Annotated in this window: 19 protein-coding genes and 2 tRNA genes; 19 read left to right on the forward strand and 2 right to left on the reverse strand. The window is 46.5% G+C overall.

Features of this window, described 5'->3' with window-relative positions:
• The first annotated feature begins 7 nt into the window (after nt 1–7).
• From EL162_RS03140 to rpsO, 16 genes are all read left to right on the forward strand, one after another.
• Entirely contained in the window at nt 8–1,579 is a 1,572-nt protein-coding gene (locus EL162_RS03140; RefSeq protein ID WP_126330050.1) for a UDP-N-acetylmuramoyl-L-alanyl-D-glutamate--2,6-diaminopimelate ligase, read from the forward strand.
• 172 nt (nt 1,580–1,751) lie between these two features.
• The gene (locus tag EL162_RS03145; protein ID WP_126330052.1) at nt 1,752–3,227 is read left to right on the forward strand and encodes a UDP-N-acetylmuramoyl-tripeptide--D-alanyl-D-alanine ligase; all 1,476 of its coding nucleotides are present in this window, start codon (nt 1,752–1,754) and stop codon (nt 3,225–3,227) included.
• Nucleotides 3,228–3,258: 31 nt separating this feature from the next.
• A complete protein-coding gene (gene mraY / locus EL162_RS03150) occupies nt 3,259–4,356 on the forward strand; it encodes a phospho-N-acetylmuramoyl-pentapeptide-transferase (protein WP_076554524.1) in 1,098 nt (365 codons plus the stop codon).
• Nucleotides 4,357–4,553: 197 nt separating this feature from the next.
• Nucleotides 4,554–5,294, forward strand: coding sequence for a triose-phosphate isomerase (gene tpiA, locus EL162_RS03155; RefSeq protein WP_126330054.1), 741 nt, complete (start codon nt 4,554–4,556; stop codon nt 5,292–5,294).
• 45 nt (nt 5,295–5,339) lie between these two features.
• On the forward strand, nt 5,340–5,636 hold the full coding sequence (gene secG, locus EL162_RS03160) for a preprotein translocase subunit SecG (RefSeq protein WP_076554522.1): 297 nt from the start codon (nt 5,340–5,342) through the stop codon (nt 5,634–5,636).
• 50 nt (nt 5,637–5,686) lie between these two features.
• Nucleotides 5,687–5,771, forward strand: a tRNA-Leu gene (locus tag EL162_RS03165).
• A gap of 303 nt (nt 5,772–6,074) precedes the next feature.
• The gene (locus EL162_RS03170) at nt 6,075–6,917 is read left to right on the forward strand and encodes a D-alanyl-D-alanine carboxypeptidase family protein (protein WP_170161404.1); all 843 of its coding nucleotides are present in this window, start codon (nt 6,075–6,077) and stop codon (nt 6,915–6,917) included.
• A 170-nt stretch (nt 6,918–7,087) separates the two neighbouring features.
• Nucleotides 7,088–7,164: transfer RNA gene (locus tag EL162_RS03175), tRNA-Met, on the forward strand.
• Between the two features lie 160 nt (nt 7,165–7,324).
• The gene (rimP, locus tag EL162_RS03180) at nt 7,325–7,822 is read left to right on the forward strand and encodes a ribosome maturation factor RimP (protein ID WP_126330057.1); all 498 of its coding nucleotides are present in this window, start codon (nt 7,325–7,327) and stop codon (nt 7,820–7,822) included.
• A 128-nt stretch (nt 7,823–7,950) separates the two neighbouring features.
• Nucleotides 7,951–9,432, forward strand: a complete 1,482-nt coding sequence (gene nusA, locus EL162_RS03185) for a transcription termination factor NusA (RefSeq protein ID WP_126330059.1) — start codon at nt 7,951–7,953, stop codon at nt 9,430–9,432.
• Nucleotides 9,433–9,591: 159 nt separating this feature from the next.
• Complete coding sequence (gene infB, locus EL162_RS03190; protein WP_126330061.1) at nt 9,592–12,321, forward strand: translation initiation factor IF-2; 2,730 nt, start codon at nt 9,592–9,594, stop codon at nt 12,319–12,321.
• A 143-nt stretch (nt 12,322–12,464) separates the two neighbouring features.
• Nucleotides 12,465–12,860: a ribosome-binding factor A gene (locus EL162_RS03195; RefSeq protein WP_076555839.1), complete on the forward strand. Its 396-nt coding sequence runs from the start codon at nt 12,465–12,467 to the stop codon at nt 12,858–12,860.
• Nucleotides 12,860–13,786 (forward strand): tRNA pseudouridine(55) synthase TruB, encoded by a 927-nt coding sequence (truB, locus tag EL162_RS03200; RefSeq protein ID WP_126330063.1) that lies wholly within the window; start codon nt 12,860–12,862, stop codon nt 13,784–13,786. The genes EL162_RS03195 and truB overlap by 1 nt, the downstream gene beginning before the upstream one ends.
• A 130-nt stretch (nt 13,787–13,916) precedes the next feature.
• Nucleotides 13,917–14,540: an opacity family porin gene (locus EL162_RS03205; protein WP_126330065.1), complete on the forward strand. Its 624-nt coding sequence runs from the start codon at nt 13,917–13,919 to the stop codon at nt 14,538–14,540.
• A 193-nt stretch (nt 14,541–14,733) separates the two neighbouring features.
• A complete protein-coding gene (locus EL162_RS03210; protein WP_126330067.1) occupies nt 14,734–15,420 on the forward strand; it encodes an opacity family porin in 687 nt (228 codons plus the stop codon).
• 250 nt (nt 15,421–15,670) lie between these two features.
• A complete protein-coding gene (rpsO, locus tag EL162_RS03215) occupies nt 15,671–15,937 on the forward strand; it encodes a 30S ribosomal protein S15 (RefSeq protein ID WP_078275781.1) in 267 nt (88 codons plus the stop codon).
• Here rpsO and EL162_RS03220 read toward each other — a convergent pair.
• The gene (locus EL162_RS03220) at nt 15,934–16,128 is read right to left on the reverse strand and encodes a hypothetical protein (RefSeq protein WP_126330069.1); all 195 of its coding nucleotides are present in this window, start codon (nt 16,126–16,128) and stop codon (nt 15,934–15,936) included. The two genes, rpsO and EL162_RS03220, sit on opposite strands and share 4 nt — an antisense overlap.
• Between EL162_RS03220 and pnp the strand changes: the two genes are divergently transcribed.
• Entirely contained in the window at nt 16,124–18,220 is a 2,097-nt protein-coding gene (gene pnp, locus EL162_RS03225; RefSeq protein WP_197719009.1) for a polyribonucleotide nucleotidyltransferase, read from the forward strand. The genes EL162_RS03220 and pnp overlap by 5 nt on opposite strands.
• Before the next feature lie 138 nt (nt 18,221–18,358).
• Here pnp and rlmH read toward each other — a convergent pair whose 3' ends face one another.
• On the reverse strand, nt 18,359–18,841 hold the full coding sequence (rlmH, locus tag EL162_RS03230) for a 23S rRNA (pseudouridine(1915)-N(3))-methyltransferase RlmH (RefSeq protein ID WP_126330071.1): 483 nt from the start codon (nt 18,839–18,841) through the stop codon (nt 18,359–18,361).
• A 126-nt stretch (nt 18,842–18,967) separates the two neighbouring features.
• Here rlmH and EL162_RS03235 point away from each other — a divergent pair, with 126 nt between their 5' ends.
• Both EL162_RS03235 and EL162_RS03240 read left to right on the forward strand, forming a co-directional pair.
• Nucleotides 18,968–19,429, forward strand: a complete 462-nt coding sequence (locus EL162_RS03235) for an RDD family protein (RefSeq protein WP_126330073.1) — start codon at nt 18,968–18,970, stop codon at nt 19,427–19,429.
• A gap of 5 nt (nt 19,430–19,434) precedes the next feature.
• Nucleotides 19,435–19,806 (forward strand): YraN family protein, encoded by a 372-nt coding sequence (locus EL162_RS03240; protein WP_126330075.1) that lies wholly within the window; start codon nt 19,435–19,437, stop codon nt 19,804–19,806.
• Nucleotides 19,807–19,837 lie beyond the last annotated feature (31 nt).

A 19,837-nucleotide genomic window follows, 5' to 3' on the forward strand; every position in this document is an offset into this window, starting at 1 on the left:
AATGATTATGAGTTTTCAGAATAATATTGTCAGCATAAAGCAAGTCATTGAGCAAGCAGTCAATACCCCAAGCACGGTTGCACAGACAAAAAGTGCATGGCTTTGGCAGGTGTTTGCACCGATTTTGGCTTGTCAATTTGGACGATTTTGCTTAGATTCTCGGCAGGTCAATCAAGGCGATGGCTTTGTGCTGCTTGCCAGCAGTAGCCTTGATGAAATAACCAGCATTGCCAACGCCAACCGCTATCTACAAGCGATAAAGGATAAAGCCAGTTTTGTCATCAGTGAGATAGCAGCCGAGCAATTGGATTTGTGCGATGTATCAATCCCTGTGCTGTGCGTGCCAGAGATTCGCACGGTGCTGGGCGATTTGATTGCTGCCAGACTGCAACTATGTCAGCCTGTGTCTTTGCCGATGGTAATTGCGGTAACAGGCACCAATGGCAAAACAACCGTTAGTCAATTAATCGCCCAGTTGTGTCAGGCGGCGGGCATACAAGCAGCGGTGATGGGTACGGCAGGTAATGGCAGGCTGGGTGCATTGGTACAAGCTGCCAACACCACAGGCGATGTCTTGTCCGTGCATGAATTTATTCATCAAATGGCACAGCAAGGGGTGCAGGTTATCGCCCTAGAGGCAAGCTCTCATGGCTTGGATCAGTATCGCTTGCAGGGCGTGCCGATTGTGGCAGCGGTTTATACCAATTTATCGCATGATCATTTGGACTATCATGCTGATATGCAAGCGTATCGTGCCGCCAAAGCAAGATTGTTTGACAAGGCATATTTTCCAACTTTGTCAGTTGGGGTGATAAATCATGATGCCGAGTACGCATTATTTGATTATACCAAGCCTTGTGGCTATGAGCTGTATGGCTACGGTCAGCAGACAAGGACGGATTATCGCACCAAGTCAGTTGAGCCAAGTCTTGACGGCGTAGCATTACAAATCATAACGCCACAGGGCGAGCTTTCGCTACACAGCCCATTGCTTGGCTTATTTAATGTGGATAATTTATTGGCAAGTGTGGCGGTATTTGACAGATTGTTTGCCGAGCATTGGACGGATTTGCCAGCATTGGTTGCAAACTTGCAAGGAGCAAGGGGGCGTATGCAGCGTGCCAAATCACAGCTGGGTTCGTTTATTGTTGATTATGCACATACGCCAGACGCTCTGGTGCAGGTATTATCAAGCCTAAGACGACATTGCACAGGTGAGCTAATCGCTGTATTTGGCTGTGGAGGCGATAGAGATCGCAGCAAGCGTATGCCGATGACACAGGCAGGATTGACTCATGCTAACAAAGTGATTTTGACCGCAGATAATCCCCGTTCGGAAGATCCGCTGGATATTTTGGCACAAATGCAAGAAGGGCTAAAGGCTGATGATTATGATAAAATCATGGTTGAGCCTGACCGCAGGGCGGCAATAGAGCTGGCAGTGCGTTGTGCAGGTGAGCATGATATTGTGGTGATTGCAGGCAAGGGGCATGAGACTTATCAAGAAATCAATGGCGTGCGTCATGATTTTGATGATTTGTCGGTGCTAAATGAGTTTTTGACAAAATATCAAAAATAACAGCACAGCAAACAGAGCATGGTGCCAAAGGTACAATCTGCGTATATTCACCGATGATGCGATTAATATTGCCGATAATGTCGTGTTGATGATTTGGTAGATTTGTACAATGTTTAGAATCGGTTTGTGCTACAAGCCAGATTTGTTGTAATATAAAAGTTAAGGTATATCAATGAGCAAACAAACCGCCTATGTGTGGCATAAGGATAATCTACAGCAAGCGACAGCTGGTCGTTGGCATCAACCGCCTGTTGATATCCGTGCCACGCGTATCATCACCGATACACGCCAGATTGTTGTAGGCGATGTGTTTTTGGCGATTCGTGGTGAGCGATTTGATGCTCATGATTTTGTTGCAACTGCTAAGCAAAACGGAGCAGTGGCAGCCATTGTTGAGCGAGAAGTTGAGTGCGATATACCACAGCTTGTTGTTGCTGACAGCAGGCTTGCATTGGGTCATTTGGGTAAATTTCGCCGCGATCAGCACACCGATTTGACAGTGGTGGCATTGACAGGCTCAAGCGGCAAAACCACCACCAAAGAAATGCTTGGCTCAATCTTGGGTCAAATTGCTCCAACGCTCATCACCAGAGGCAACCTAAATAACGATTTGGGCGTGCCAATGATGCTTTTGGAGCTGACAGATGAGCATCGCTTTTTGGTCGTTGAACTGGGGGCGAATCATGTGGGCGAGATTGCCTATACCGCAGGACTGGTGCGTCCTGATGTGGCGATGGTACTAAATATTGGCACGGCACATTTGGGTGAGTTTGGTGGTCGTGAAAATATCGCCAAAGCCAAAGCTGAAATTTATTCGGCATTGACCGAGCAGGGCGTGGCGGTGTTGCCATTTGCTGATGAGTTTTATGAAGAGCTGTCAGCTGCCGCTAAGCAATTCACCCAACGCACCATCAGCTTTGGCGAGCGGTCGGTACCACTAAAGACAGCCAATCTTGCCAAAGCAGACTATGAAATGCTCAGCTTGCAAGGCGTAGAGACGGTGCAAATGATGGGCGATGTTTTTGCTGATGAAGTGGAGGCATTGACAACGCACAGCTGTTTTGATTTGGTGCTAAATCCTGACATTGATACATTGCAGAGCTTGCCTGTACAGCTGCCATTTATTGGCGAGCATAATGTTGCCAATGCACAGGCAGCAGCGGCAGCAGCGGTGGCACTGGGGATTGATTTGCCAACGATTGTACAAGGATTGACGAATGCCACACCGCCAAAGGGTCGCTTGACACGAGTGGCGTTTGGTAATCATAGCTTACTTGATGATACCTATAATGCCAATCCAACCTCGATGCTGACCGCAGCTTCGGTGCTGGAGGCTGAACAGGGCATAAAAATCTTGGTAATGGGCGATATTTTTGAATTGGGTGATGCCAGTGTTGATGAGCATACAAAACTTGGCGAAAAAATAGCCACGCTTGCCATTGACCATGTGCTGACAGTCGGTACGCACATGGCACATACCGCCCAAGCAATCAACCGCCACAAGATGATTGCCAAGCACTATGCCGATAAGCCAAGCCTGCTGATTGATTTACAAAACCTACTCAAGACAGGGCAGGCAACCGTGCTATTTAAGGGTTCTCGTGGTATGGCAATGGAAAGTTTGATTGCAGATTTGACCGCTTGCTGATTGTACTAATTATTAAAAATAAGGAAAACTCATGCTTTATTGGTTGTTACAACAAACGGATATTGCCATCGCTTCGGTTACGCTAAGGGCGTTATTGGCAGTGATGACGGCATTGTGCATTGTTATCATCGCAGGTAAGCCTGTCATCAATTATTTACGCACGCTCAAATACGGTCAGGCTGTGCGTGATGATGGGCCAAAAACGCACCTTGCCAAGCAAGGCACACCAACGATGGGCGGCGTGCTGATTTTGGTGGCGATAGGCATCGCGACTTTGGCATGGGCGGATTTATCCAATCCTTATGTGTGGATTTTGATGGTGGTGATGGTGGTATTTGGAGCGGTCGGCTGGGCAGACGACTGGCTAAAAATCAAGCACAAAAACCCCCAAGGGTTGATTGCTCGCAAAAAGTATTTCTGGCTGTCGCTTGGTTCATTATTTGCAGGGGTGTCGATGTATTATATCGCAACCCAACAAGATGCCACGACGCTTGCCGCCATGCAAGATATGCTGATTCCGTTGTTTAAGGGCGTGGTAATTCCGTTCTCGGCGATACCGCTTGGGCTGGGTTTTATTATTGCTACTTATTTTGTATTGGCAGGATCGTCAAATGCGGTGAATTTAACTGACGGTCTGGACGGTTTGGTGATTTTGCCTGTGGTGCTGGTCGCGGCAGGTTTGGGCGTGTTTGCTTATATTTCGGGCTCGGCAAATTATGCTGCATATATGCATGTGCCGCATATTATCTACAATACCGAAGTTGTCATTGTCTGTGCCTCAATCATCGGTGCTGGCTTGGGGTTTTTGTGGTATAACGCCGCCCCTGCTGATGTTTTTATGGGTGATGTTGGTGCGTTATCGCTGGGAGGTATGCTTGGCACGATTGCTGTGATGACAAGGCAGGAGCTTGCTTTTGCGATTATGGGCGGTATTTTTGTGGCAGAGGCGGTATCGGTTATCTTGCAGGTTGGCTCGTATCGTTTACGCAAAAAACGCATTTTTTTGATGGCACCACTGCACCATCATTTTGAGGAAATGGGATTGAAAGAAACCAAAGTTGTTGCCCGCTTTTATATCGTGTGCATTATTTTGGTGATTTTGGGATTGATGACTTTAAAGCTACGCTAATGGCGGCGGCTTTGATTTTAAAGACCGTTTGCAAAAAATCTGACGATAAAGGCGATTTTGCGGTATAATGAGCATTTGCCTCGCCTTTTGGTCAAATTTTGCAGTTTGGGCAAGTTTGACAAATTAAGGTAAATTAAGGGTTGATATGCCAGTATGGATTGGCACAAACTGACAATTATTTATCATTGGAAAAATACATGAATGCACAAAAATATGTCATCGGCAACTGGAAACTAAACCCTGGCACGCTTAGCCAAGCGTGCCAGCTGGCATCATCTTTGGTGCAGATGGATAAATCAGTGCAGGTTGGTTGTGTGCCAAGTTTTGTGCATCTGTCAGCGGTTGGCGAATTGTTGGCAGAATCATCGATACTGCTCGGAGCCCAAGATGTCTGTGCCAAGACAGCAACAACGGGAGCCTTTACTGGTGATGTATCGGCAGGGCAGTTGGCTGATATTGGGGTGAAGTTTGTCATCATAGGCCACTCGGAGCGTCGAGCGTATTATGGTGAGGACAATGCCCTTCTGGAGGCAAAGATACAACAAGCGGTGGACGCTGGTCTGACTGTGGTGTTTTGTGTTGGCGAAACTAAGTCGCAGTATCAAGCACAGCAGACGCTGGCAGTGCTTGATGAGCAATTGTCAGTGCTAAAATCCGTACCAGCTGACAGGCTTATCGTTGCCTATGAGCCTGTATGGGCGATTGGCACGGGACTCACACCGAGCATTGACGAGGTCATCGGCGTGCATCGACATATCAAGCAGGTGCTGGCTGGTTATGCCATGCCGACCGTAAGCGTGCTGTATGGCGGCAGTGTCAATGAGAAAAATGCTGCCGAATTTGCCACAGCTTTTGGTGTTGATGGGGCGTTGGTGGGCGGTGCTTCCCTAAAAATTGAGGCTTTTTCCCAGATTGTTGCGGCATTTGCCGACAATTAAGATTAATTAATTTGGCACAGTTGTGCCACTGTGATTGAGAAATTTATGCTTACAGTACTTTTAGCCATTCATATTATTGTTGCCGTTGTCATGATTGGGTTTATTTTGATTCAGCATGGCAAAGGGGCGGACGCTGGTGCGTCTTTTGGTTCTGGTGCAGCAGGTACGGTATTTGGTGCAGCAGGATCGGCGAATTTTCTGACACGCACCACGGCAGTACTTGCGGCGATATTTTTTATCACCAGTTTGGCATTGGCACATTTTGCCCAAAAACAGGCAGAAGATCAGTTGCGTCTAGATGTGCCAGCAGCGACCAGCACACCTGCTCCTGCCGATAACTAACCGAAAAAACTTGCGTTTGCTGGATTTTTTGGGTAAAATACAGCAAGTTTGCGATCGTGGTGGAATTGGTAGACACGCCATCTTGAGGGGGTGGTGCTTCACGGCGTGAGGGTTCAAGTCCCTCCGATCGCACCAAATTTTATCTTTATTTATACTTACCAAACCTTGATTATCATCAAGGTTTTTTGTTTGATGGTTTGCATTTGTCAAATTTGCCCAATCAATCATCTGTCTTTAACTGCTTTTTACATCAAGCATCCAAACAGATTGCCATTTTAAATGATTCAAATCCTGCCAAGATGACACGGCAAATCTGGGAATTGCCACTGACACATCTTGCCAAAAACCAATCCGTTTGCATACATTTTTATGGCATTTGGTTATAATAGTCGCCAAGTTTGATGGTTTTACGACAAAAACGATAGCATGAGTGGGCATATGGACAATATTGATAGTTTTTTAAGGGCGGTTAGGCGAGCTGATGGGTCTGATGGGTTGTTGTCTGGCTTGGCGGCTGATTATTTTGGGGTATTGCCCATCAGCCCTGCAGGTGTGGCTGATTTTGACAATCTGCTGCATTGCCGTCAGATAACCGAGCAAATATTTCCTGCATCTCTTGCCAAAATCATGACGGCATTGGTTGCATTGGAATATCTTAAGTTGGATCATCAGGTGATGATTATTGATGATGATTTGGTGATTGGTTCTGGCTATAATTTAAAAACAGGCGATATTATCAGTGTAGAAAATCTAATCATTAACATGATGTTGCCCTCAAGCAATATCGCTGCCAAGGCAGTTGCTCGGGCAGTTACTGAAGTGTCGGGTTTGGGTTTTGTTTCGCTGATGAATGATAAGGCGAGGCAGCTTGGCATGACGGCAACCGTCTTTAAAAACCCCACAGGGCTGTCGGATAGGCAGCAGCTATCCACGGTGGTGGATTTGATGCGTTTGGGTGTCGCTGCCGTAAAGCATCGGGATTTGGCACGGCTTTGGGGTTTGTCGGTTGCAACGCTGACGATTACAGGTGCAAATGCACGCAGCATTCGTGTGGCGTCCTCTTTTGCAGCAATCAAAGATATGCCGTGGTGCTTGGGTGGCAAATCGGGCAGTTTTTCACACTGGGGCTATCATTTGCTGTGCCATGTCCGCCTAAAGTTTGGCTATACAGGCATTGCAGTTGTGCTAAAATCTCCAAGCAGCGAGCAAAGAGATTTGGATATGATTGGCATTGTGAATAATCTAAGCCAGCAGTATCATTATCCATGTGTTGATGGCTGATGGATTATGGATTATCAAAAAAGCCAACCAAGGCTGTGATAAGTAGTGTTATTTTTAGATTTTGATAAATAAAGTTTCGTTTTAAATTATATTTTGCAATAAAAATAATTAAAATAAAATTTTTGCTTGACATGGGGTGATTTTGCTGTATAATAGGCATTCTAAATTGATGCGGGGTGGAGCAGTCTGGTAGCTCGTCGGGCTCATAACCCGAAGGTCGTTGGTTCAAATCCAGCCCCCGCTACCACTTTTTAAAATCCTAAGTTCAGATTGTTATCATTGGATTTGGGTAGCTTGCTTAGCCAAGCTGTCGGCTGGTATTATTATTGCCCACCAACGATTGTTTTGTGGGTTTTTTTGTATTTATTATCCGTGTTCGGCTAAATTTTAGGAAATATCATTCAACCATGAAACCATCAAGCAAAATTGCTGAATTGACCGAATTGATAGCACCTGCTGTGGCTGCGTGTGGTGTGGACTTGTGGGGCATTGAGTTTATGCCACAAGGACGCAAATCGTTGTTGCGTATCTATATTGAGACCCTGCCAGAGCAGCGAGCGGCTGGTGAGCATGTTACCATCGAGGATTGCTCGGCGGTGAATCATCAGGTGTCAGGCGTGCTTGATGTACACGACCCCATCGCAGGCGAATATGTGCTGGAGGTGTCAAGCCCTGGTTTTGATAGACCGTTGTTCACGCGTGAGCAGGTGGCAGAATATGTCGGCGAGGTGGTGAATTTACGCTTGATTCATGCGATTGGCACAGCAGAGAACAAACGTCGCAAGGTTGTTGGGCGACTGATGTCGGTTACTGATAGCGGTATGCAAATCCTCACCGAGGATAAGTTGGAATTTGATATTGCCTTTGACAGTGTGGATAAGGCACATTTGGTTTATCAAGACTAACTTTTATTTATTTTAAGCAGATTTTCAAAATTAGTAATCTTCCCAAGCTGGGATTTTTATTAACTATTTGATTAAATTAACTATTTTATCATTATATTAACCATTAACCCAACCCAAGGAATCCACAGATGAGTCGTGAAATTTTGACCGTGGTTGAGACCGTCAGTAATGAAAAAGGGCTAAACCCTGAAGATATTTTTCAAGCAATCGAACAGGCGTTGGTTGTATCTACCAAGAAAAAAGTCTACACCGAGCAGCCAGAGGTTGCCATTCGTGTGCATATTGACCGCAAAACTGGCGACTATGACACTTTCCGCTACTGGACGGTGGTGGCTGATGAAGACCATGAAATGCCAGCTTGCCAGCTTGCCATCAGCGACTTGGACGAAAACGAGTGGAAAATCGGCGACATTAAAGAAGAACAAATTGAGTCAATTGAGTTTGGGCGAATTGCAGCAACCCAAGCCAAGCAAGTAATTATCCAAAAAATCCGTGAGGCGGAACGAGCGTTAATTGCCGATGCTTTTGAGTCTCGCTTGGGCGAGCTTGTTACTGGCGAGGTCAAAAAACAAAGCCGTGATGCTTATATCATTGACTTGGGCGAAGGTGGCGAAGGGTATTTGGCAAAAGACAATACTTTGCCAAGAGAGACTTTGCGTCCAAAAAGCCGCGTTTCGGCGATTTTGCAACAAGTCAATCGTGATGGCAGAAGCCCACAATTGGTATTGTCTCGCACCAGCAACGAAATGCTTGTTGCTTTGATGAACAAAGAAGTGCCAGAGATTAGCGAACAGATTATCGAGATTCGTGATGTGGCTCGCCTGCCGGGGCTTCGTGCCAAAATTTCGGTCAAAACCAACGACCACCGCATTGACCCTGTGGGGGCGTGTATCGGTATGCGTGGTACGCGTATCCAAGCGGTGCAGCAAGAGCTTGACGGTGAGCGTATCGATGTAATCGTCTGGAATGAAGACCCAGCCCAGTATATCATCAGTGCCTTGGAGCCTGCTGATGTCAGTGGTTTGGTGCTTGACGAAGACACCAAAACTGCTGAGGTGATTTTTGTAACCAACGAGCAGCTGGCACGAGCGATTGGCTCGCAAGGTCAAAATGTTCGCTTGGCATCAGAGCTGACAGGCTACAAGCTCAACATGATTTTGGAATCGGAATACAATGAGCGTCAGGCTTCTGAAAATCAAGCAGTGATTGAGATGTTCTATGAGCGTCTAGAGGTTGATCGTGATTTGGCAGAAGTATTGGCAGAGGTTGGCTTTAGCGATATTGAAACCGTTGCCTATGCACCTATTGAAGAGTTTTATGAAATCGAAGGTCTTGATGATGAGACCATCACCGCTATCCAAGAGCGTGCTAAAGAGGTAATTATCAGCGATGAGATTGCCAAGCAACAAAACATCAAAGAGCCAAGTGCTGAGCTTTTGGCACTCGATGAAATGACCCCAGCGATCGCCTATAAATTGGCAGAGCGAGACATCATTAGCCTTGATGATTTGGCAGAGCAGGCGGTATTTGATATTGATGATATCGAAGGCTTGGACAGCGAATTGGCTGGTAAGCTGATCATGGCAGCACGCCAATCGTGGTTTGATTAATCATGATGGCGGTAATAATGGACGCACAGCAATGAGCGTGCAGTCAAGAGCATAACCTGCCAGACCTAGTGTTTGGCAGACAAGATACGATGGGCGTTGTCAAAAGGCAAATGAAGATGATGCCAATGCCCATCACTAAGCAAAAACTAGGTGATATGAATGGCAAAAACAGTTAAAGAGCTTGCTCAAATTTCAAACACAACAACCGAAACCATCTTAAAGCAGCTTGCCGATGCTGGGTTGCCAGCACGCAGCGAAAATGACCATGTTAGTGATGCCGAGCAACAAAAACTGGTGGCATTTTTAAAACAAAGTCATGGCGAAAAGCCAAAATCTCGCATTAGCTTGAAGTCAAAAACCACTTCAACAGCACAGGTAACAGGTGCTTCTGGCAAGGCAAAAACCATCAATGTGGTACGCACCAAAAAAGTCGTTTATGAAAAGCCAGACCCTGCCAAGATTGAGGCAGAGATTGCTGCTCAAGCCAAAGCAGCTGAAGAAGCACGCCTAAAAGCAGCGGCAGAAAAACAAGCTGCTGAACGCAGCAAAAAAGAAGCCGCCGAGCGACAAGCGGCAACTTTGGCAGCAATGCGTGCCAGTGCCGAACCAAGCAAAGCTAGCGATACCAGCAGTGCTGTTGTCGTCAAAAAAGCCAAAAAAGACGATGAGCAAAAAGCTGCACCAAAAGCCGATAAGAAAAAAGCAGCAAAGCCAGCCAAACAAGAATCTGCCGAAGACAAAAAAGCCCGTGAAGCTCGTGAGGCTGAAGAAGAACGCCTGCGTCAGATGGAGGCTGAAACACGCCGCAAAGCTGCCATCGATGCCCAAAACCGCACGCTTGAACAAATGAAAGAGATGGCATCACGCTACAGCGATAGCGATGATAGTACACAGGCAACCATCGTACGCACCAAAGATGACGCACCGCTGGCTGATGGCTTGGTGGGAGCGGCTTTGGAGGAGTCGTTCGAAAAAGAACGCCGTGAGATTAAACGAGGCAGTGCTGGCACAACAGGCAAAGGCGGCAAAAAAGGCCGCAAAGGTCAGCAAGAAGAGCGAGAAATCAAAACCCGCTCAAAAGGACTAAAATCATCACAGGCAAATAAGCATAAGTTTGAAATGCCTGTTGAAAAAATCGTGCATAATGTCGAAGTTGGTGAGAGTATCGTACTGTCTGACTTGGCACAAAAAATGGCGGTCAAGGTTCGTGAAGTGATTAAAGCCTTGATGAAAATGGGCGAGCTGGTGCGAGAGTCTGACACCATTGATCAGATGACTGCTGCTTTGGTGATTGAGGAATTTGGTCATAATTTCATCGCTGTTAGTGATACGCAGCTAGAAGATGATCTGCAAGTGGCAGTAGACGAAAAATCAGGCAATATCCAGACCCGTCCGCCAGTTGTTACCATCATGGGTCATGTTGATCATGGCAAGACTTCTCTGCTTGACAAGATTCGTGCCACCAAAGTCGCCTCAGGTGAGGCAGGCGGCATTACCCAGCATATCGGTGCTTATCATGTAACCACAGATCGCGGCGTGATTACTTTCCTTGACACACCGGGGCATGCTGCATTTACAGCAATGCGTTCTCGTGGTGCACAGGCGACCGATATTGTTGTACTGGTTGTCGCTGCGGACGATGGCATGATGCCACAGACCGAAGAGGCGATTGACCACGCTCGTGCAGCTGGCACACCGCTGATTGTTGCCATCAATAAGATGGATAAAGACACCGCCGATCCTGATCGTGTGATTAATGAATTGTCGGTCAAAGAAGTGATTCCAGAAGAATGGGGTGGCGATACGCCGATGGTCAAGGTTTCTGCCAAATCAGGCATGGGCATTGATGAATTGCTTGAGGTGATTAGCATTCAGGCGGAGCTGATGGAGCTAGAAGCACCTGTTGATGGTGCAGCACAGGGCGTGGTGATCGAGTCTCGCTTGGACAAAGGTCGTGGAGCGGTTGCCAGCCTGCTTGTCAAAAAAGGCACACTAAACCAAGGCGATTTGGTCTTGGCGGGCGAATATTATGGCAAGGTGCGTGCCATGACCGATGAGAATGGTCAGCGTATCAAAACCGCAGGCCCTTCGATTCCTGTAGAGATTTTGGGCTTGCCAGAAGCACCAGCGGCAGGCAGCGAATTTTTGGTGGTATCAGATGAGAAAAAAGCACGAGAAGTGGCGGATTTCCGTGCTGCTCGTGAGCGTGATCGCATCTTGGAACGCCAAAATAAAATGCGACTGGATACCTTGTTTGACAGCATGAACAGTACCGAAGTTGCCACCTTAAACATTATCCTAAAAACCGATGTGCGTGGTTCGCTGGAGGCATTGTTGGGGGCACTTGATGAGCTGTCTACCGATGAGGTGAAAGTGCGTGTCATCAGCTCTGGCGTTGGTGCCATCACTGAGTCTGATGTTATCTTGGCAGAATCAAGCGAGGCGGTATTGCTTGGTTTTAATGTGCGTGCCGACAATGCAGGCAAGAAAAAAGCTGACGCAGCAGGATTGGATATTCGCTACTACAGCGTGATTTATGGACTGATTGATGATGTCAAGGCGGCAATGAGTGGTATGCTGGCACCTGAGCATCGTGAGCAGATTCTGGGCATTGCCGAAGTGCGAGAGGTCTTCCGCTCAAGCAAATTCGGTGCGGCGGCAGGCTGTATGGTGCAAGAGGGTACCATTCATCGCAACAAGCCAATCCGTGTATTGCGTGATGACAAGGTTATCTTCACAGGTCAGCTACAATCGTTACGCCGTTATAAAGATGATGTCAATGAAGTCAAGGCAGGCATCGAGTGCGGCTTGGCGGTGAAGGGCTATGAAGTTGCTGTTGGTGATAAGATTGAAGTGTTTGAAATTCACGAAATCAAGCGAGAGCTATAACCAACAAAAACCCTGTCAAGCTGGCGGGGTTTTGCTTTGTGGCGATGATACATCAACGCTCATGTGTCATCGCCACTTGGTAGTGCTGGCATTAGGCACAGTGGTCAATTTTTAAAATATTAATAAAGCATGAAAGGATATTTATGAATCAACGATTACAACGCTTGGCCGATCAGATCCAACGCAGTTTGGCAATTTTAATCCGTGATGAGATTAATGACCCCAGATTGACTGGATTTGTTACCATTTCGGCGGTGAAAGTCAGCCCAGATTTGGGCTATGCTGATATTTATGTAACCATTCTTGAGCCGAGCCAAGACGGTGGCATGAACATTGAGGCACATCGTGAGAGCCTAAAAGTGCTAAACAACGCCGCAGGGTTTTTGCGTACCGAGCTTAGTCGCACGATGAAAACTCGCACAACGCCACGCTTGCGTTTTCATTATGACGAAGTAACCGCACAGGGCAATCACATGATGAACTTGGTCAATCAAGCCATGCAAAAAACCCAAGCAACGGCAGACGATGGCGACAACTGATGCAAAAAACGGTTATTTCAGGTGTTTTGTTATTAGACAAACCTGCCGATATCAGCTCGCACACGGCTCTTTTTCGAGCAAAGCATTTGTTCAAATCAGACAGCCAAGATTCAAAAAAAGCAGGGCATACAGGCACGCTAGACCCGATGGCAACGGGGCTTTTGCCCTTATGCTTCGGTGAGGCGACCAAATTTGCCCAATATGGGCTTGATGCCAACAAGGGCTATACAGCCACGATTCGGTTGGGCGAGCAGACAGACACTGGCGATATGCAGGGGGTTGTGATTGCAACCGCCGCCGTGCCAGCGATAGATCAGGCGATGCTTGATGAGCTTAGTTTGGCGATGATAGGCGAGCAGTGGCAGACACCGCCGATGTATTCGGCACTAAAAAAAGACGGCAAAAAACTCTACGAATATGCACGCGAGGGCATACAGCTACAGCGAGAACCACGCCGTATCGTTATTCACCAGTTGCAATTGCGGCGTATTGATGAGCGGACGCTGGCATTGTCTGTATTATGCTCAAAAGGCAGTTATGTGCGTGTTTTGGCAGAGGATATCGCTGTTCGTTTGGGGACGCTTGGGCATCTGATTGGTCTGCGGCGGACGCAGACGGGTGGTTTTATGCTGGCAGAGGCGGTGGATTTTGCAGCATTGGAGGCGATGGATATGCCCAAGCGACTGCTTCAGCTGCTGCCTGTTGATGTGCTTGTGGCACATTTGCCGATATTGACGGTTGATGCTGATGAATCGCAGCGACTTAAGATTGGACAGCGGCTCAATGTTGCCAAGCGTGCCGCTGCCTTGTTCACCGAGCAAGCAGAGCCATCGTGTATGGTGCGACTGTATGCTGACGGTGCTTTTGTTGGCCTAGGGGAGCTTGCCATCACAGGCAGACTACAGCCCAAAAAAATGCTGGCATAGCTTTTTATGCTTGTAAAATTTTGTAACATATTGAGCAAATTTTATAAATATACTTGACAGTACAAGGTACTGGCGATAAAATTAGCTCGCCTATTATGGCAATGTTTTCTCCTAGGTTTAAGGATTTATTATGAAAAAGATCGCTCTAGCTGCTGTATTGGCAGGTGTTTCAAGCATGGCTTCAGCCAACCTACTAAACACTGACAACCTATATGTACAAGGTAATGTTGGTTATTCTAAACTACAAGCTAAACAAGGTGATAAAATCAGCGATAACAACACTAGCTACTCTGTTGCTGTTGGTAAAGACCTTGGTGATGTTCGTGTGGCAATTGATTACACTGGCTACGGTAAAGTTGAGCGTCGTGATAGATCATTTAACACAACCAGAACACTTGACAATCGTGAGCTAAAAACACAATCTGTAGGCATTTCTGCCATCTATGATTTCCAACCAGTGTCTGGCTTTACTCCGTATGTGGGTGGTCGTCTTGGTATTAACCAGCTAAAATACGAAGGTGCAACTGCAAGAACTGAAGTAGTAGCACCAAATACAGTTATGCGTACAGCAAGCACAACTGAAGAGAAAAAGACAGGTGTTGGTGCAGGCGTATTGGCTGGCGTTCAATACAATATCAACCCACAATTGGCTGTAGATGCTGGTGTTGAGTACAATTACCTTGGCAAAATCGGTCCTTTTGATGCAAAAGTAGACCAATACGGTGCTAAGCTAGGTCTTCGCTATAACTTCTAATGCCTGACTACTACAGTCGCATTATCAAATCCATCGATGTTTTATCGGTGGATTTTTTTGATTGCAGATTTTCTTGTAAAATTTTGTAACATTTATACCAAACCTGCCAAAAACTCCTTGACAGTTTAAGCAGGGGGGGGGGTAGAATTTCAGTGTTGGTTTATTTTGGCTTATTTTATTTTGGAGTATTGCGATGAAAAAGATGATTTTAGCTACCGTATTGGCAGGTGTATCAAGCGTAGCTTTTGCAAATGTGTTAGGCGATGGTCTGTATGTACAAGGTAATGTTGGCTATGCCAAATTACAGACCAAAGAGGGCAATCAGAAGCTAAAAGATAACAGCACAAGTTTTGGCGTGGCTTTTGGTAAAGACACTGGCAATGTGCGTTATGCAGTAGATTATACCAATTTTGGTACGCTTGAGCAAAGACAAACGGTGGTGTTTGACGCCGATATGCGAAATTTAGTTGCTGACATTACAAAGCAGGTTACAGGGCAGACTGTCTTTATTTCATCAGCCAAAGGCGATGTCATCACTAAGGTTAAAGCCCAGTCGCTTGGTATGTCAGCGATTTATGATTTTGCTAATAATTCGGCATTTACGCCGTATGCAGGTCTGCGAGTGGGTGTGAATCAGTTAAAAGCAGATGTGGCTGTTACGACTGATATGGTGATCAATGGCGTTGCCTCCAGCAACACACAAAAAGCAAACAAAGCCAAAAGCACCAAAGTTGGTGCAGGCGTGGTAGCTGGTGTACAGTATGCCATCAATCCACAGCTGGCAGTAGATGCTGGCGTTGAGTATAACTATTTGGGTAAATTTGATAAAATTAAAGCAGATCAATACGGTGCAAAAGTTGGCTTGCGTTATAATTTTTAATCACGCCAATTAACAGCGATGTATCTAGCCCATGGGCGTTTTGCTGATGGGCTTTTTGCCGTAATCTTAACAAATGCCCCAATATCTTCCGACTGTCAATCTCAATTGGCATGGCAGTATCTTTATAAAAAAAGCTGACAAATTGACAAAAATTTGTTATAATTATCAATCAGTGCCAATTGGCTTAGGCAGGCTTTCGCAATGCAATGCTTGCCCGAATGATATCGCATTGCCCAAATAGGAAACTGTTATGCTAACGAACAAAGATCGTGAAGAAATCATCGCCAAATACAAGCGTGGCGAGAACGACACTGGTAGCCCAGAGGTGCAAGTTGCTCTATTGACTGCTCGCATCAATGACTTACAAGACCACTTTAAGGCACACAAAGCTGACCATCACAGCCGTCGTGGTCTGATTCGCATGGTAAACCAACGCCGCAAATTGCTTGACTATCTAAAAGGCAAAGATTTGAACCGCTATACTGACCTTATCGGTTCATTGGGTCTGCGTCGTTAATTGCCAGCGTGCAATAATATCCATGAAAGACGGCGTGCGTTGGCGTGCCGTTTTTCTTTGAAATTTTTCTTAACAATCACATTCATCACCAAGCTGCGACAAAAATTTAGAACTCTAAGGCATGAGATGTGCTGACAGATGTGATGCCTTAGGGCTTTAGATTTGGTCTGGCTTGCATAGATAGGAATCATTATGTTTAATACCATTCGTCAAGAATTTCAATATGGCAATCAACAAGTTGTGCTAGAAACTGGTCGCATCGCTCGCCAAGCCAATAGCGTGCTGGTGCATATGGGTGGCGTGTCGGTACTGGTTGCTGTGGTGGTACGCCCAGAGGCAGTTGCTGGACAGAATTTCTTCCCACTGACGGTTAATTATCAAGAAAAAATGTACGCTTCGGGCAAAATCCCCGGTGGTTATGGCAAGCGTGAAGGGCGTGCCAGTGAGTTTGAGACGCTGACCAGCCGCTTAATTGACCGTCCAATTCGTCCACTATTCCCAGAAGGCTATTATAACGAAATTCAAGTAACCGCAACGGTTATCTCATCGGACAAGACCCAAGACGCTGATATTGCTGCCATGATTGGTGCGTCAGCTGCTCTTGCCATCTCACCAGCACCATTTAATGGACCAATCGGTGCCGCTCGTGTGGGCTTTATCAATGGCGAATATGTGCTAAACCCAAATCTTGCCGAGATGAAGCAGAGCGATTTGGATTTGGTGGTGGCTGGTACGAAAGCAGCTGTGCTGATGGTGGAATCAGAAGCCAAAGAACTGTCAGAGGATCAGATGCTTGGTGCGGTATTGTACGGACACGCCCAGCAACAAGTGGTGATTGATAATATCAATGCCTTTGCCGCAGCGGTTGGCAACGCCAAACAAGAGTTTGTCGCTCCTGTGATTAATGAGGCGTTAAACACGGCACTAAAAACCGCATTCACCGAAAAAGTGAGCGAGGCGTATACCATTACTGTCAAGCAAGATCGCTATGCTCGTTTAGATGAGCTACAAAATGAAGCGATTGAGACCTTGGCTGGTGATGCTGACAGCGAGGATTATGCAGACAAGGTTGCAGAAATCAAGAGTTTGTTTGAGGAGCTAAAATACCGCACCGTGCGTGATAATATCCTATCAGGCAAACCACGCATTGATGGCCGTGATCTTGAGACAGTGCGTGCGTTGGATATTCAGGTTGGTGTATTGCCTTATACGCATGGTTCGGCATTGTTCACTCGTGGCGAGACCCAAGCCTTGGTAGTAACAACACTTGGCACCACTCGCGATGTGAATTTGGTCGATACACTGGCTGGCACCAAGCAAGATCATTTCATGCTGCATTATAATTTCCCACATTATTCAGTGGGTGAGACAGGTCGTGAAGGGGCTCCAAAACGCCGTGAAATTGGCCATGGACGCTTGGCTCGCCGTGGCGTACAAGCAATGTTGCCATCTGTCGATCGCTTCCCATATACCATTCGTGTGGTGTCCGAAATCACCGAATCAAACGGCTCATCATCAATGGCATCGGTCTGCGGTGCGTCATTGTCATTGATGGACGCAGGCGTACCACTAAAAGCCCCTGTAGCAGGTATCGCAATGGGCTTGGTCAAAGAAGGCGACCGCTTTGCTGTTTTGTCAGATATTTTGGGCGATGAAGATCATTTGGGCGATATGGACTTTAAGGTGGCAGGTACCACCGAAGGCATTACCGCTTTGCAAATGGACATTAAAATCGAAGGCATCACTGCCGACATTATGGAACAGGCACTAAAACAAGCTTATGCAGGCCGTATCCATATCCTATCGGCGATGAATGAGGTTATCTCATCAAGCCGCACCGAGATTAATGCTCATGCACCAAACTATGCCACAATGAGCATCAATCCTGAAAAAATCCGTGATGTCATCGGCAAGGGTGGGGCAACCATTCGCCAGCTGACCGAAGACACAGGGGCGACCATTGATATTGAGGACAATGGCACAATCCGTATCTTTGGTATGGACAAAGCATCAACGCGTGCTGCCATGGCACAGATTGAGGCGATTACTGCCGAAGTGGAAGTTGGTGCGGTATACGAAGGTGTGGTTGCTCGCATCGTGGAGTTTGGGGCGTTTGTTACCATTTTGCCAGGTACGGACGGTTTGGTGCATATCAGCCAAATCTCTGATGAACGCGTTGAAAATGTCAGCGATTACCTAAAAGAAGGTCAAACGGTCAAGGTGCAAGTGCAAGACATTGACAATCGTGGTCGCATTAAGCTAACCATGAAAGGCATTGAATAACCAAAAATTGAGCTGATAGCAAGCCAAAACCCCGTCTGATGATGGGGTTTTGTTAATTATATCAACACAAACTGTGGCAGGCGTGGCTGATGGATTGGTGCCAAAAGATTTTTACTTGGTGTGAGGTTTGGTTGTATTTTAACCACCTCGATGATAAGGGTGGTTATTAATAATACTCATCGCACGGTACAGCTGCTCAATGAGTATGACACGAACCAATGGATGCGGCAGCGTCAAGTCCGACAGCGACCACTGAAAATCCGCCGCCTGCAACAGCGAGTTTGCCACGCCATCAGCTCCGCCGATAACCAGTGCGATATCACTGCCGTCTTGCATGGCGATGGACAGCTTGTCTGACAAGGTTTCGGTTGAGAGCATTTTGCCCTTGACTTCAAGTAGCCACAGTTGCTCTTTTGGGTGTTTGGCGGCAAGTATGGTTGCAGCTTCGGTTTGTTTGTATTTTTCGATATCGGCAGCCGATGGATTTTTGCTGCGTTTGGCAGGGGGCAGTTCCACCATCTCAACGCTCATCATGGGCAAAATGCGTTTTAGGTACTCTTGAAACCCTGTCTGTACCCAGCTTGGCATCTTATGACCGATGCTTAAAATTCTTAATTTCATAAAAAATTCCACAAAATAACGATATTTTACCGAAAATTCACAAAAAATCCCAGCAAAATCGCCCGAGATGATGGCGAAAATGCCAAAACTTTGCTATGCTACAGCGTACAAGATTTGGAGGTGATTATGGTACAACAACACGACCCTCGCTATGACGACAGCGAATATCAATACGCAGGATTTTGGGTGCGGCTTGTTGCCCAATTGGTGGATAGCTTGATATTTGTCTTGCTGACTTTGCCGCTTATGTATTATCAGTGGCAGCAGATGGCAAATATGCCGATTGAGGAGATACCTGTTTATAGCCCTATGGATATTGTGATAAACCTTGTGTTTGCGGTGGCGGTGATTATCTTTTGGGTGAAAAAAGGGGCAACACCGGGCAAAATGCTGTTTGGTTTACAAATTCGTGATGCCAAAACAGGGGCGTTTATCAGTGCACCAAGGGCGTTACTTCGCTATTTTATTGGCTATACGGTGTCGGCACTGGTGCTGGGTTTGGGCTTTATTTGGGCAGGATTTGATGCCAAAAAGCAAGGCTGGCATGATAAAATTGCTGGCACTGTGGTTGTTAAACGCATTCGCTAAACAAAATGGCGAAAACTGCCAAAATGCGACAGGGGGCGTTTTATGAAACGCAGGCACAACTCATTTTATGTCAGGCAGGGCTACAGATTGTCGCTACAAATTTTATTGCTACAGGCATTGGTGAGATTGACATCATTGCCACACCCAGCCAACAATCGCTGCTGATATTTGTTGAGGTCAGAAGTCGCAAAAAATCACAGTTTGGCACAGCGGCTGATAGCATTAGCCCGACAAAACAGGGGCGAATTTATCGCACTGCCGAGTATTTTTTGCAGCAGCACCCTGAATATGCTGAGTATGAGTGCCGTTTTGATGTGCTATTGTTTGATGTGATGGCAGATGGCGTGGTGCATGAATGGTTGGTGGCGGCATTTTAGCTTGGACAGGCTTGGGCATGGCATGATAATG

The sequence above is a fragment of the Moraxella cuniculi genome, from assembly GCF_900637105.1.
In the GTDB taxonomy this organism is placed as follows: Bacteria; Pseudomonadota; Gammaproteobacteria; order Pseudomonadales; family Moraxellaceae; genus Moraxella; species Moraxella cuniculi.

Bases quoted from the DNA above. Each gene is read 5' to 3' on its own strand.
- EL162_RS03140 (WP_126330050.1), top strand. From the start codon at position 8: ATGAGTTTTCAGAATAATATTGTCAGCATAAAGCAAGTCATTGAGCAA.
- EL162_RS03145 (WP_126330052.1), top strand. From the start codon at position 1,752: ATGAGCAAACAAACCGCCTATGTGTGGCATAAGGATAATCTACAGCAA.
- mraY (WP_076554524.1), top strand. From the start codon at position 3,259: ATGCTTTATTGGTTGTTACAACAAACGGATATTGCCATCGCTTCGGTT.
- tpiA (WP_126330054.1), top strand. From the start codon at position 4,554: ATGAATGCACAAAAATATGTCATCGGCAACTGGAAACTAAACCCTGGC.
- secG (WP_076554522.1), top strand. From the start codon at position 5,340: ATGCTTACAGTACTTTTAGCCATTCATATTATTGTTGCCGTTGTCATG.
- EL162_RS03170 (WP_170161404.1), top strand. From the start codon at position 6,075: ATGGACAATATTGATAGTTTTTTAAGGGCGGTTAGGCGAGCTGATGGG.
- rimP (WP_126330057.1), top strand. From the start codon at position 7,325: ATGAAACCATCAAGCAAAATTGCTGAATTGACCGAATTGATAGCACCT.
- nusA (WP_126330059.1), top strand. From the start codon at position 7,951: ATGAGTCGTGAAATTTTGACCGTGGTTGAGACCGTCAGTAATGAAAAA.
- infB (WP_126330061.1), top strand. From the start codon at position 9,592: ATGGCAAAAACAGTTAAAGAGCTTGCTCAAATTTCAAACACAACAACC.
- EL162_RS03195 (WP_076555839.1), top strand. From the start codon at position 12,465: ATGAATCAACGATTACAACGCTTGGCCGATCAGATCCAACGCAGTTTG.
- truB (WP_126330063.1), top strand. From the start codon at position 12,860: ATGCAAAAAACGGTTATTTCAGGTGTTTTGTTATTAGACAAACCTGCC.
- EL162_RS03205 (WP_126330065.1), top strand. From the start codon at position 13,917: ATGAAAAAGATCGCTCTAGCTGCTGTATTGGCAGGTGTTTCAAGCATG.
- EL162_RS03210 (WP_126330067.1), top strand. From the start codon at position 14,734: ATGAAAAAGATGATTTTAGCTACCGTATTGGCAGGTGTATCAAGCGTA.
- rpsO (WP_078275781.1), top strand. From the start codon at position 15,671: ATGCTAACGAACAAAGATCGTGAAGAAATCATCGCCAAATACAAGCGT.
- EL162_RS03220 (WP_126330069.1), bottom strand. From the start codon at position 16,128: ATGATTCCTATCTATGCAAGCCAGACCAAATCTAAAGCCCTAAGGCAT.
- rlmH (WP_126330071.1), bottom strand. From the start codon at position 18,841: ATGAAATTAAGAATTTTAAGCATCGGTCATAAGATGCCAAGCTGGGTA.
- EL162_RS03235 (WP_126330073.1), top strand. From the start codon at position 18,968: ATGGTACAACAACACGACCCTCGCTATGACGACAGCGAATATCAATAC.
- EL162_RS03240 (WP_126330075.1), top strand. From the start codon at position 19,435: ATGGCGAAAACTGCCAAAATGCGACAGGGGGCGTTTTATGAAACGCAG.